This is a genomic window from Streptomyces sp. NBC_00158, assembly GCF_045160885.1.
Taxonomy (GTDB): domain Bacteria; phylum Actinomycetota; class Actinomycetes; order Streptomycetales; family Streptomycetaceae; genus Streptomyces.
Genome location: NZ_CP108161.1, coordinates 397,823 through 409,832 on the forward strand (window position 1 = coordinate 397,823; position 12,010 = coordinate 409,832).

Annotated in this window: 12 protein-coding genes; 4 read left to right on the plus strand and 8 right to left on the minus strand. The window is 74.2% G+C overall.

The features are described 5' to 3' along the window. Positions 1-104 precede the first annotated feature (104 nt). Complete coding sequence (locus tag OG553_RS01740; RefSeq protein WP_007268044.1) at positions 105-278, minus strand: thiazolylpeptide-type bacteriocin; 174 nt, start codon at positions 276-278, stop codon at positions 105-107. 231 nt (positions 279-509) lie between these two features. On the opposite strand from OG553_RS01740, the gene OG553_RS01745 reads away from it, so the two are divergent. Continuing rightward, positions 510-1,766: an amidohydrolase gene (locus OG553_RS01745; RefSeq protein ID WP_405977223.1), complete on the plus strand. Its 1,257-nt coding sequence runs from the start codon at positions 510-512 to the stop codon at positions 1,764-1,766. Positions 1,767-1,778: 12 nt separating this feature from the next. On the opposite strand, the gene cynS is transcribed toward OG553_RS01745, so the two are convergent. Together cynS and OG553_RS01755 are read right to left on the minus strand one after the other, a co-directional pair. Beyond that, complete coding sequence (cynS, locus tag OG553_RS01750) at positions 1,779-2,249, minus strand: cyanase (protein ID WP_405977224.1); 471 nt, start codon at positions 2,247-2,249, stop codon at positions 1,779-1,781. Positions 2,250-2,276: 27 nt separating this feature from the next. Beyond that, positions 2,277-2,858 (minus strand): carbonic anhydrase, encoded by a 582-nt coding sequence (locus OG553_RS01755; protein ID WP_405982921.1) that lies wholly within the window; start codon positions 2,856-2,858, stop codon positions 2,277-2,279. A gap of 126 nt (positions 2,859-2,984) precedes the next feature. Between OG553_RS01755 and cynR the strand changes: the two genes are divergently transcribed. After that, entirely contained in the window at positions 2,985-3,872 is an 888-nt protein-coding gene (cynR, locus tag OG553_RS01760; RefSeq protein WP_405977225.1) for a transcriptional regulator CynR, read from the plus strand. Between the two features lie 25 nt (positions 3,873-3,897). On the opposite strand, the gene OG553_RS01765 is transcribed toward cynR, so the two are convergent. Beyond that, complete coding sequence (locus OG553_RS01765) at positions 3,898-4,323, minus strand: MmpS family transport accessory protein (protein WP_405977226.1); 426 nt, start codon at positions 4,321-4,323, stop codon at positions 3,898-3,900. A gap of 99 nt (positions 4,324-4,422) precedes the next feature. Here OG553_RS01765 and OG553_RS01770 point away from each other — a divergent pair, with 99 nt between their 5' ends. Continuing rightward, on the plus strand, positions 4,423-4,656 hold the full coding sequence (locus OG553_RS01770; protein WP_405977227.1) for a DUF6296 family protein: 234 nt from the start codon (positions 4,423-4,425) through the stop codon (positions 4,654-4,656). Between the two features lie 118 nt (positions 4,657-4,774). Further along, on the plus strand, positions 4,775-5,662 hold the full coding sequence (locus tag OG553_RS01775) for a carbonic anhydrase (RefSeq protein WP_405977228.1): 888 nt from the start codon (positions 4,775-4,777) through the stop codon (positions 5,660-5,662). A gap of 85 nt (positions 5,663-5,747) precedes the next feature. Here OG553_RS01775 and OG553_RS01780 read toward each other — a convergent pair whose 3' ends face one another. From OG553_RS01780 to OG553_RS01795, 4 genes are all read right to left on the minus strand, one after another. Beyond that, entirely contained in the window at positions 5,748-7,010 is a 1,263-nt protein-coding gene (locus OG553_RS01780) for an MFS transporter (RefSeq protein ID WP_405977229.1), read from the minus strand. Continuing rightward, a complete protein-coding gene (locus OG553_RS01785; RefSeq protein ID WP_405977230.1) occupies positions 7,007-9,565 on the minus strand; it encodes an ATP-grasp domain-containing protein in 2,559 nt (852 codons plus the stop codon). Before OG553_RS01785 ends, OG553_RS01780 begins: the two co-directional genes overlap by 4 nt. A 79-nt stretch (positions 9,566-9,644) precedes the next feature. After that, positions 9,645-10,601 carry a PLP-dependent cysteine synthase family protein gene (locus tag OG553_RS01790; RefSeq protein ID WP_405977231.1) on the minus strand — a complete coding sequence of 319 codons (957 nt, stop codon included), beginning with the start codon at positions 10,599-10,601 and terminating at the stop codon, positions 9,645-9,647. A gap of 136 nt (positions 10,602-10,737) precedes the next feature. Beyond that, positions 10,738-12,009 carry an SGNH/GDSL hydrolase family protein gene (locus OG553_RS01795; RefSeq protein ID WP_405977232.1) on the minus strand — a complete coding sequence of 424 codons (1,272 nt, stop codon included), beginning with the start codon at positions 12,007-12,009 and terminating at the stop codon, positions 10,738-10,740. Position 12,010 lies beyond the last annotated feature (1 nt).

Genomic DNA, 12,010 nt, shown 5'->3' on the forward strand with positions numbered 1-12,010 from the left:
ACCCCGGGGCCCTTCTTCCGTCGTCCGTACGTCATGCCGGATGCCCCGGACCCCTTCCTGCGGGGTCCGGGGCATCCGGTGTCTGCGGGTGCGGCGCCGGGGTGTCAGGCGCTGCAGGAGGTGGTGCTGGTGGTGGAGGAACAGGTCGAGGTGGAGCTGCAGCTGGTGGAACCGGCGAGCACGACCTCACTGGCGTCCGAGTAGTCCGAGATCTCGAAGGTCTCCGACTCCAGCTCCAGGATCTCGTCGGCGAGCGAGGCGAGCGGCGACTTCTCCATGGGACTCTCCATTCATTGGGGTGGGCCGGCCGGTGCGTCGGCGTGGCCGGTTCTGGTGTCCGGGTGCGTCCCGGGGTCCGCGGTCCGTGTGTCCGGCCCGTTCTCCCTGGCGCACTTCAAGGAAAACAAGTGGCGCCTTCACATCGCCTGCTCATCTCCTGACACTCCCCTGACACAAAGTGTCAGCGCTCTGACAGTCCCGCCCGGAGGCGGTGGCCGAGCATGGTCGTCATGACCGCTTCCGCCACCGTGCTCCCCGGACTCGCGCCGCTCCTGCGGCCGTTGACGACCCTGTACCTGGACCTGCACCGCCACCCCGAGCTCTCGGGCGAGGAGGAGCGCACGGCCGACCGGTTCGCCGGCTGGCTGGAGGACGCCGGGTACGAGACCGCGCGCGGGATCGGCGGCCACGGCGTGGCCGGGGTGCTGCGCCGGGGCGAGGGGCCGACGGTGATGCTGCGCGCCGAACTGGACGCGCTGCCGGTCCGGGAGACCACCGGGCTGCCGTACGCGAGCGAGGGCCCGGCGGCGCACGCCTGCGGGCACGACCTGCACCTGGCCGCGGCCGCGGGCACCGCCTCGCTGCTGGCGGGCGCGCCCGCCGGGGCCTGGCGGGGCACGCTCGTGGTGGTGGGGCAGCCCGCGGAGGAGACCCTGGAGGGGGCGCGGGCGATGCTGGCCGACGGGCTGTACGAGCGCGTCGGGCGCCCGGACACGGTGCTGGCGCAGCACGCCGCCCCGCTTCCGGCGGGCATGGTCGCCCACGGGTACGGGCCGATGACCGCCGGGAGCGTGACCTTCCGGGTGGTCGTGCACGGGCGCGGGGGGCACGCGGGCGCCCCGCACCTGACGGTGGACCCGGTGGTGACGGCGGCGCACGTGGTGACCCGGTTGCAGACGGTGGTGGCCCGGGAGGCGGCGCCCTCCGAGCAGGTGGCGGTGACGGTGGGCTCGCTGCGGGCGGGCGAGCGGGCCAATGTCGTGCCCGACCGGGCGGAGCTGGGGATCACCGTACGGGCGGCCGGGGAGGCGGCGCTCGCCCGGGCGGCGGAGGCGGTGGAGCGGATCGTGCGCGCCGAGTGCGCCGCTTCGGGCTGCCCCCGGGAGCCGGAGATCGTCCGTGAGGGCTCCTCCCCCGTCACCCACCCCGATCCGGCCACGACGGCCGCGGTGCGGGCGGCGCACACGGAGCGGCTGGGGGCGGAGCGGGTCGCGATGTGGCCGCCGTCGCTGGCCACGGAGGACTTCGGGCTGTTCGGCGACGCGGGGCGGGCGGTGCACGGGGCGCGGGGGGTGCGGCTCGCCTACTGGATGCTGGGGGTGATCGGGCCGGCCGCCTGGGCGGCGGCGCCCGGGGAGGGGGCGGCCGGGAAGCTGGCGGGCCTCCCCGCCAACCACGCCCCGGACTTCGCCCCGGACGTCCGCACGGCCCTCCCGGCCGGTGTGGACGCCCTCACGGCGGCGGCGCTGGCCTGTCTGGGCCGGTAGGTGTACGGAGGGTCAGAAGGGCCTGGTCGGGAGGTACTTGCCGTCGAGGGTGATGACGGCGCGCTCGCCGCCGTCGGGGTCGGCGACCTTCTTGACGTCCAGCCTGAAGTTGATCGCGCTGATGATGCCGTCGCCGAACTGCTCGTGGACCAGGGCCTTGAGGGTGGTGCCGTAGACCTGGAGCATCTCGTGGAAGCGGTAGACGGTCGGGTCGGTGGGCGCGGCCGCGGTGCCGGTGCCGCGGGTGGGGATGGTGGTGAGCCACATCTCGGCGTCCTCGTCGAGGCCGAGGAGTTCGGCGACGGCCTTCGCGGCGGGTGCGGGCAGCGGGTGCTGGCCGAGGACGGCTGCGGTGACGAAGGCCACGGACAGGCCGGTGACGTCGGCGATCTGCTGCCAGGTGAGGTTCTTGCGGGTCTTGGCCTCGACCGCCTGGGCGGCGATCCGCTCGCGGACGGCGGGGGCGAACTGGGCGTGGGTCATGGTGGGTTCCTTCCGGTGGGTGGGGTGTCAGGCCGCGGGGGCGGTGGCGTCGAGTTCCTCGACGGAGCCGGTGGGGATGTCGTAGACCCAGCCGTGCAGGGCCAGGGCCCCTTCCGCGAGGGCGCGGGCCACCGAGGGGTGCGTGGCGAGGTTCGCCAGCTGGGCGCGTACGTTCTCCCGGACCAGGTAGGGCACTCCGCCGCCGCGGGCGGCGCGGGCGACCGACGCGTCCGCGTGCCGGAGCCACCCGGCGACGGCCGGGGCGGCGCTGAGGTCGTGGCGTTCGGCGAGGGCGGTCATCGCCCCGCAGCCGGAGTGCCCGCAGACCACGATCCCGCCGACCCCGAGGACCGCGACCGCGTACTCGATGGCGGCGGCGACCGCGTCGGGGCCGGGGGTGTGGGCGGGGACGAGGTTGCCGGCGGTGCGGACGACGAACAGCTCGCCCGGCTCGCTCTGGGTGATCAGCTCGGGCACCACGCGGGCGTCGGAACAGCCGATGAACAGCGTCGCGGGCCGGTGGGTGCGGGCCAGGCGGGCGAAGAGCTCCGCCTTGGCGGGGAAGACGTCGCGCCGGAAACGGTCGACGCCCTCGATGAGGTCGTGCACGGTCACTCCCGTTGTCTGGGATCCACCCCGGTGGGGGCTGACGTGTTCCACCCTGCATGACCTGTGCCCATAGTGTCCAAGAGCGGTAAACCATGAGACCCATCGATGGCATCTATAGTTGTCGGCATGGCTCTCGAACTGCGTCACCTGCGCTATCTGCTCGCGGTCGCCGAACACCACAGCTTCACGCGCGCCGCGGAGGAGCTGCACATCTCCCAGCCCACCCTGTCGCAGCAGATCAAGCAGCTGGAGCGGACGGTGGGCGTGCGGCTGCTGGACCGGGGCGGCCGCACGGTGCGGCTCACCGACGCGGGCGAGGCGTACGCGCACCACGCGCGCCGGGCGCTGCGCGACCTGGCCGCCGCCGAGCGGGCGGTGCACGACGTGGGCGACCTCTCGCGCGGCCACCTGCGCCTGGCCCTGACGCCCACCTTCACCGCGTACCTGCTCGGCCCGCTGCTCGGCGCCCTGCACGAGGCGCACCCCGGCATCACGGTGGAGGTGCGGGAGATGGCCCAGGACCGCATCGAGTCGGCCCTGCTGGCGGACGGCACCGACCTCGGGATCGCGTTCGCCGGGCCGCACCCGCCGGGGATCGCGGCCACCGCCCTGTTCACGGAGACCCTCGGCCTGGTGACCTCCGCCGCCCTGCCGGCACCGGCCGGGCCGGTGCCGGCGGCCGGGCTGGCGGACCGTCCGCTGGCGCTGCTGAACGGGGACTTCGCGACGCGGCGGCACGTGGACGCGTACTGCGCGGCGCAGGGGGTGCGGCCGCGCGTGGCGGTCGAGGCGGACTCGGTCCAGGCCCTGACGGAGCTGGTGCGGCGGACGGGGCTGGCGACCGTCCTGCCGGACGCGGTGGCCCGGGAGCAGCCGGGTCTGGCCCGGGTGCCGCTGCTCCCGGCCCCGCCCTCCCGCACGGTCGTGCTGCTCCGCCGGGACACCGCCTACCAGAGCGCGGCCGCCCGCGCCTTCACGGTGCTGGCCCGGGAGGCCACCGGGGCGTGGGCCTGACGGGCGCCCTTCGGACCGGGCCGGGTCAGCCGGCGGCGGGCGAGACGGCGACGCAGCCGCCGGCGGCGGTGAGGGCCGCGCCGGACTGCTCGGCGATGACCTTGCCCTTGTAGGTGATCTTGCAGGTGACCTGGTCCTCGGAGCCGGGGGCGGCGACCGGGAGCACGGTGGGCGGCATGATGCCGCGCAGCGTGACGGTCTTGACCCAGGGCAGGGACGGGGCGTCCACGGTCTCGTGCTGCGGCTGGGTCGCGGTCCCGGCTCCGGCGGCGAAGTCGATGGAGGCGGCCCCCTTGCCCGTGACCTCGTACGTCACCTCGTACTTCTCGTCGACCGCCTTGTCGACCTGGTCGACGGCCCCGTCGACGGCTTCGGAGGCGGAGCAGGCCGTCACGGCGAGCAGGAGGCCCGCGGCGAGGGCGGCGGTACGGGCGGGGCGGTGGGTGTTCACGGCGTTCCTTCGGTGGCACAAGCGGACACCCCGTACACAATCGCAAAGTAAAGGTAAAGTCAAAAGGCGGTCCGGGCGCATGCGGCCCACGATGGACCCATGAGCGTCCGACGGTACGAGCTGACGTTTCCCGGCGCCGGCGGGACGGGCCGGGACACCGTGGTCGTGGAGCGCACCGAGCTGTCCGGCCCGGGAGGGCACCCGGTGTACGCCGACGCCTCCGGCATCGTCCGCGCGGAGATCAGCGACCGGGACGAGGTGCGCATGCTCGCCTCCGGCGGCGGGCAGGCCCTCGCCCACCCCACCGGGGCGCGCCGGCTGCCCGATTCCTGACCGCCGCGGCTGTGCGCCGACGGTGGGAACGCGGCCCGCCCCCGCTCGCGCCTGCGCCCGTACCGGCCGCCCTCCGTCCGATAGTCGCCAGGGTCACGACGAATCGGAGGAACGGGCGATGGACAGCGCAGGACTACCGCGCCGCAAGGCACTGCTCGCGGGCGGCCTCGCGGCCGTCGCGGGCGCGCTCTCGGCCTGTACGGCCGCAGGCACCCCCCTGGGCGCGGGGACGAAGGCACGGCCCGAGGCCGCCGCGCCGAACGCGGCACCGGCCACGCCGGACGCGGCCTTCGCGCGGCTGATGGAGGGCAACAGGCGCTGGGTGGACGGCTCGCTCCAGCACCCCGACCGGGATCCCACACGTCGTCAGCTGGTCGCCCAGAGCCAGGAGCCGTTCGGGGTGGTGCTCTCCTGCATCGACTCCCGGGTGCCGCCCGAGCTGCTCTTCGACACCGGGCTCGGCGACCTGTACGTGCTGCGCACCGGAGGCCAGGCGGTCGGCCCGGTGGTGACCGGCTCCGTCGAGTTCGGGCCGGTGACCGGCGGCACCCCGCTGATCTTCGTGCTCGGACACCAGCGGTGCGGTGCCATCGACGCCGCGTACAAGGCCCTGCGCGACGGGAAGAGCCTGCCGGGCAACCTCAAGGCGATCCAGCAGGCCCTGAAGCAGGCGTACGACCAGGTGGCCAAGGAGGGCGGCACCGGCGACCCGGTCGACCGGATGATCCGCGCCCAGATCAAGCTGACGGCGGACGACCTGCGCGCCAACGCGGACCTGGCCCCCATGGTCCGGAAGGGGTCGGTCGTCGTGGTCGGCGGCTACTACTCCCTCGACACCGGCAAGGTGGAGGTCCTGACGGGCGCCCCCGCCGCCGCGGCGACGCCCAGCCCGGCGGGCACCGGCGCGGCCACCCCCGGACCCTCCACCACCCCGGAACCCTCCGGCACCCCCGCCCCGATGGGCACGATGCCGATGGGGACGATGCCGATGGGCACCCCCTCCTGAAGCCCCGGGTACGCACGAGCCCCCCGCCGGGCCGCGGTGACGCGGCCCGGCGGGGGGCTCGTACTGGGGGCGCGCCCCCGGGCGGTCAGGCCGCCGCGGGTTCGGCGGGCGCGCCCTTGGCCTCCGGCACAGCACGCGGGCGCGGGTACACCGCCTCCTCGGGCAGCCTCGGCTCCAGGCGCAGGACGCCCAGGGCCGAGACCGTCGCGCCGACCGCGAGGACCAGCCACATCGCCAGCGGCGACAGGGTGAGCAGGGCCGTCAGGACGGCCGGCGCCAGGGCGCTGGGCACCGCCCAGGAGAGCTGGTACACGGCCAGGTGCCGGCCCCGCGTCTCCTCGGGCGCGGCCTGCGCGCACAGGGCCGACGCCGTGGCGCCGTGCATCAGCTCGCCGGCCGTGAACAGGGCCGTCGCGGCGAAGATGCCGATCAGGATGACGGTCTTGTCCCCCACCGCCGCGAGTACGGCGAACACCAGGAACGAGGAGGCGAACACCGCGGCGCCCAGGGCCACCGCGCGCGAGCGGCGGTAGGCGACGAGCGCCCGGGTGACCGGGATCTGGAGCAGCGCGATCCCGACCGTGTTGACCGCGTACAGGACGCCCACCAGCGAGGTGGACGCGCCCAGGTCCTGGGTGACGTACGCCGGGATGCCGATCGCGAGCACCGTGTAGCCGAACGCGGTGGGCACGTTGAGCAGGGTCAGGGCGAGGAACGGCCGGTTGCGCGCCACCAGACGGTAGCCGCCCTTGCGGGAGGTGCGGGTGGCCGGGACGGCCGGCTTCGAGATCGGGATCGAGCCGAAGCAGGCGGCCGCGAGCAGGTACCCGGCGGCGGTGCCGAACACGATCACGTAGTAGAACGCGTCGCTGCCGAGGGCCAGGACCCCGCCGGCGACCAGACCGCCCACGCCCAGACCGGCGTTGCGCAGGCTGCGCTGCGCGGCGAGCAGCTTGTCCCGCTCCGTGCCCTGGACGAACTCGGCGATGAACGACTGGATCGCGGGCGGGTACGAGGTGTCGCCGAGCGCGACCAGCAGGATCACGGCGAACATCGTGTAGCCGTTGTCCACCAGCGGGTACGTGCAGAAGCCGGCGGCCCGCAGCAGGTACCCGCCGGTGACGACGGCCTTGGCCCCGAAGCGGTCGATGAGGACGCCCGCCGCCGGGTTGCTGACCAGGCCGATCACGGCGGCGGCCGTCATCAGGGTGCCCACCTGGGTGAGCGGAAGCCCCGTCACGTGGTGGAAGTAGAGCAGGGACAGCGGCAGGTACATGCCGGCGCCGGTGGCGTCGACGACCATGCCCAGCATGTACCGCGTCTTCGCCGTCAGGCGGGCCCCGGTCATGACGCGTCGCCGATCACGCTGTGTTCGCGCACCCACTCGCCGAGCTCGCGCAGCCGGCGCTCGACCTCCGCGCGGGTGGGCCCGGTGCCCACCGCGGCCGCGAGGAAGTCGGAGGAGCCGGAGGCCGGGGCGATGACCTGGCCCTCCTCGGCGTAGAGCCAGAACCCGGCGAGCCAGTCGTGTCCGGGCTCCCCGGGCAGCCCGCGCACCAGGCCGGGCCGCTTCATCATGAGCAGCTGCCCCGCCATGTGGCGCGGCCTGGGCAGGCCGGCCGGGTCGTCGCCCCGGCGCACCTCGGGGTGGAGTTCGTGGCCCGCCTCGGCGCGCACGGCGTAGCCGCCGAGGTGCACGCCGAACAGGCTGTGGAACACCTCGCGGATCTTGGCGCCGCCGGGGCGGCAGGCGATCTCGCACATGACGAGGCGGTCGTCCGGGGTGTGGAAGACCTCCATGTGGAAGGTGTGGTCGCGCAGCCGGGAGCCCTCGGGGGCCAGCGAGGCGAGGACCCGCTCGGCGAGGTCGAGCAGGCGCGGGGTGATCGGGTCGTCCTCGTCGAGGGTGAGGTCGATGCGCGGGCCCGGGTCGGAGGCGAAGGAGGACAGGTCGTACTGGTACTGCGAGGGCCAGGCCATCGCGACCCGGCCGTCGCGGACGACGCCGTCGACGTGGCACATGCGGCCGGGGACGAAGTCCTCCAGCAGGACGTCGTCGCGCTCGCCGTCGGCGTACACCTCCTCCAGGCACTCCTCGAAGGAGGCCTCGTCCTGAAGGATGCGCAGGCCGACCGCGTTGAAGCCGCTGCGCTCCTTGAAGACGACGGGGAAGCCCTCGGCGGCGGCGAACTCGCGGGCCTGTTCGGCGGTCCGGGCCTGCACCCAGGCCGCGACGTCGATGCCGGAGGCCTGGGCGCGGGTCTTCATCAGGGCCTTGTCGCGGAACGGCATCACGTCGTCGTGCCAGGCGCCGCGCAGTCCGAAGCGCTCGCGCAGCCGGGCGGCGCGCAGCATGTCGGCCTCGTGCAGGGCGGTCACGCCGGTGATGCCGTGCTCGGCGATGAGTGCGGCGGCGCGGGCGTCGACCTCCTCGGCGTCGAAGTCGTCGAAGATCTCCAGGCGGGTGTAGCCGAGGTCGCCGTCCGGCACCTTCTCGCCCGCGAGTTCGATCTTGTCGCGGGCGGCGAGGACGACGATGTCGCCGGTGTGGTCCGGCAGCCAGGAGCGGTACGGGAACGGCTCCAGCGGGTTGCGGTGCAGGATCAGCAGGTTCTCGCGCGGGGCGATCTCGGACGGCTGCGCGAGGACGGTCTCGCCGTCCGGTCCGGTGAGGGTGATGCGGATGTGCTCGCGGATCACGTCGGCGCCGCGGCGGATGGCCGCCGAGGTGTCCTCGGCGGCGACGGCGATCAGGCCGAGCCGGTCCCAGTTGTCCTGCAGGACCCGCACCTCGTCGCCGGGCTTGGCGCTGGGGGTGACGGAGATGACGCCCTCTGCGGCGCGCGCCTCCTCGATCCCTGCGATGGACTCGACCCGGGTGCCGGGGGTGCCGATCAGCGCGCGGACGCTGGCGCCGCCGTGCGCCCGGGGCCGGTCGGGGAGCTCCTCGACCAGGCCGAAGGGGGCGCCGACGGCGAGGGTGACCAGGTCGACGCCGAAGGCGCTGCGCACCAGTTCGGGGATGGAGTCGCCGCCGATCCGGTTGTGGCCCTCGATGACGCGCGGGCCCTTGGCGGTGAGGCGGACCTCGGTGTGGCAGACGCCGTCGCGCAGGCCCATCACGTCGAGGAAGCCGCGTATGCCCTCGCGTATCGCCTCTTCGTCGGCGTCGGACAGCCGGGCCGGGACGGCGTGGCCGAGCTCGGCGAAGTGGCCGTCGGCGGTGAACTTCTCGGTGACGGTGACGATGACGTGACGGCCGCCGAAGCTGAAGGACTCGACGCTGAACTCGGGTCCGTCGAGGAACTCCTCCATCAGGAAGTCCTTCAGGACGAACAGCGAGGAGACCCGGTCGGTGCGGGTGCCGGAGAGCCGGGTGACCTCGGCCCAGACCCGGTCGGCGTCCTCGGGCCCCTCGACGCGCATGACGCCGATGCTGGCGGTGGCGTCGACGGGCTTGACGATGAAGGGGAAGCCGTAGGCGGCCCCGAAGGCGTCCAGGTCCTCGCGGTCCTTCAGGGACCGCGCGCCGACGGCGTGTTCGGGGTCGTGCTCGGCGACGTAGCGCCGCATGGCGGCCTTGTCCCGGATGCGGGCGGTGACCTCGTAGCCGGTGCCCCCGAGCCCGTACAGGTCGTTGATCCGGCCCGCGTTCTCCAGCCCCGGCTCGGTCAGGGAGACGGCCGCGGCGAAGCCGGGGCTCTCGTGCCAGGCCCGGACCAGGGGTTCGATCTGCTCCCACTCCGTGAAGTCCACGACCTCGACGGCCGCGGCGAGCCGGTTCTGCTCCTCGCTGACCTTGGTGGGGTGCTGGAGCAGCAGCACGCTCAGTCCCAGGTCGTGGGCCTTTCGCACGGTCTCGTCGGTCGCACCGACGAGCAGCAGGGTGCGCTCGGGGTTCATCAGCTCTCTTCTCCCCCTGCGGCCGCAGGGATGTTCGGGCTCGTACTCGGGTGGGAACGGGGGTGGGGCGGGTGCGGGCTCAGTCCCGGCCGGCGGTGTCCTCCTGCGGCCACCAGCTGAGGTAGCGCTCGCCGCTGTCGGGGAAGACGGTCGCCACGACCGCGTCCGACAGGTCGTGGCGGCGGGCGAGTTCGAGGCAGCCGTACGCGGCGGCGCCCGCGGAGATCCCGACGAGGAGGCCGGAGCGGGCGGCGATGGCGCGCGTGGTGGCCGCCGCGTCGGCGTCCTCGACGGGGATCACCTCGTCGATGAGGTGGATGTCGGTGACGGGGCTGATGAAGCCGCCGTTGAGGCCGGGGATGGCGTGCGGGCCGGCCTGGCCGCCGGAGAGCAGCGCGGAGCCCGCCGGCTCGACGGCGACCACCTTCAGGTCGGGGTTGCGCTCGCGCAGGTAGCGGGCGGTGCCGGTGAGGGTGCCGCCGGTGCCGATCCCGCACACCAGGTAGTCGACGCGGCCGTCGGTGTCGTGCCAGATCTCGGGGCCGGTGGTCTCGTAGTGGGCGCGGACGTTGTCGGGGTTCTGGTGCTGGCGCGCGTACCAGGAGCCAGGCATGTCGGCGTGCAGCTTCTCGGCGTACTCGACGCAGGCGGCGAAGCCGAGGGCGTGGTCGGTGAACTCGACCTCCGCTCCCAGCATGCGCAGCGTCAGCACGCGTTCGCGGGAGGCGTTGGAGGGGAGCACGATCAGGCAGCGGTAGCCGCGGGCGGCGGAGAGGGCCGCCAGGGCGATGCCGGTGTTGCCGGAGGTGGACTCGATGACGGTGGCGCCCGGCTGGAGGGCTCCGGACTCCTCGGCGGCTCTCATCATGAAGAGGGCGGCCCGGTCCTTCACGCTGGACAGCGGGTTGGCCGCTTCCAGTTTGGCGAGGACCCGGGCCGTTTCGGGCAGGCCGTCGAGCTGGAGCCGGAACAGCGGTGTGCCGCCGACGAGGTCCTCGAATGATGCCGCGATGCGGCGGGTGCGCGCGTGGTTCACGTGCCTACCCCTTTGGTGCTGGACGTGCGGTGGGTCTCTGCAAGGTAGTCAGACCCGGTAGCGCGCGATTGGTGTCCGGCTCGGGCCGGACTCGGGTACCGCTCGCGCGCCACGCGCGTCCGTGGACCGGGGCCGGTCAGAGCGAGTCGGGGTCCACCGCCTCGGCCATCGCCCGGTAGCCGGCGTCGTTGAGGTGCAGGCGGTCGCCGAAGGCGAGTTCCGCTTTCAGCTCCTGCGGGTCTTCCGGGTCGGCGACGGCGCGGTCGAAGTCCACGACTCCGTCGTAGGACCCGCTGGTGCGGATCCACGTGTTGACCTCGTTCCGGATGGCTTCGGCGGCCTGGTTCCAGTACTGGGCCCCGCCGTAGGGCGGGAGGGTGCCGCCGAGGATCCGGACGCCCCGGGCGCGTGCCTCGCGGATCAGCTGCCGGTGACCGGCGATGATCTCCTGCGCGGTGGCCCGGGGGCCGGCCGTGCAGCGGTCCTGGGGCATGTCGGGCTGGATGATGTCGTTGGTGCCCTGGAGGACGATGACCGTGCCGGTGTCGGGGCGGCCGAGGGCGTCGCGGCGGAAGCGGTGCAGGGCGCTCTCGCCGAAGCAGGGCGAGTCGGTCAGGACCTTGTTGCCGGCGATCCCGGCGTTGAGGACGGCGCGCGGCCGGTCCTCGGCGGCGAGGCGGCCGGCGAGGGCGTCGGGGTAGCGGCGGTCGGTGCCGGGTGTGGCGCCGAAGCCGTCCGAGAGGGAGTCGCCGAAGGTGACGACGGCGCGGCCGGCGCCGTCCCGGGCCCCGCCCTTCACGTCGATCCCGGCCAGGTGGTACCAGGACCAGCTCTGGTCGCCCGGGGCCGAGAAGGCGTCCGCCGCGGTGTCGCGGAGGTGGTCGCCGGCGGCCCGGTAGGAGGTGCCCATGGCCACGTTGTGGAAGGTGGCGGGGCCGGTGGGGCCCTGGAACCAGAGGGTGACGGTGAGCTGTTCGAAGGCCTTGACGGGCAGGGCCACCGGGTCGCTCGCGAGCGTTCCGCCCGCCGGGACGGCGGCGGAGCCCGCGCCTGCGAAGCGCAGGGTGCGTACGGAGTCCGGCCGGACGGCGGCGCCGCCGGCGCTGCGGGCGACGGTCGCGCCGGTGAGCCGCAGCGGGGTCTTCCCGTAGGCGTTGGTGAGCCGTACGCGCAGCTCGGAGCCCTCGGCCCCGGCCCGGACGACCTGGCGCACCGACTGGTTCCGGAAGCCCTCCTCGGACCAGTTGGGGAACCAGTCGGTGTGCGTGGGGGCTTGCGGGGAGGCGCCCCAGGCGCTGTGCCAGGGGGTGCCGTGCGCCGCGGCGGGGGCGGTCGCGGCGGTGGTGCCGGCCACGGCCAGGAGGGCGGCGGCGAGCGGGAGGGCGAGGGCGGTCTTCTTCACGGTCATA

Coding starts and splice junctions, on each gene's coding strand:
- OG553_RS01740 (WP_007268044.1), bottom strand. CDS start 278: ATGGAGAAGTCGCCGCTCGCCTCGCTCGCCGACGAGATCCTGGAGCTG.
- OG553_RS01745 (WP_405977223.1), top strand. CDS start 510: ATGACCGCTTCCGCCACCGTGCTCCCCGGACTCGCGCCGCTCCTGCGG.
- cynS (WP_405977224.1), bottom strand. CDS start 2,249: ATGACCCACGCCCAGTTCGCCCCCGCCGTCCGCGAGCGGATCGCCGCC.
- cynR (WP_405977225.1), top strand. CDS start 2,985: ATGGCTCTCGAACTGCGTCACCTGCGCTATCTGCTCGCGGTCGCCGAA.
- OG553_RS01770 (WP_405977227.1), top strand. CDS start 4,423: ATGAGCGTCCGACGGTACGAGCTGACGTTTCCCGGCGCCGGCGGGACG.
- OG553_RS01775 (WP_405977228.1), top strand. CDS start 4,775: ATGGACAGCGCAGGACTACCGCGCCGCAAGGCACTGCTCGCGGGCGGC.
- OG553_RS01780 (WP_405977229.1), bottom strand. CDS start 7,010: ATGACCGGGGCCCGCCTGACGGCGAAGACGCGGTACATGCTGGGCATG.
- OG553_RS01785 (WP_405977230.1), bottom strand. CDS start 9,565: ATGAACCCCGAGCGCACCCTGCTGCTCGTCGGTGCGACCGACGAGACC.
- OG553_RS01795 (WP_405977232.1), bottom strand. CDS start 12,009: ATGACCGTGAAGAAGACCGCCCTCGCCCTCCCGCTCGCCGCCGCCCTC.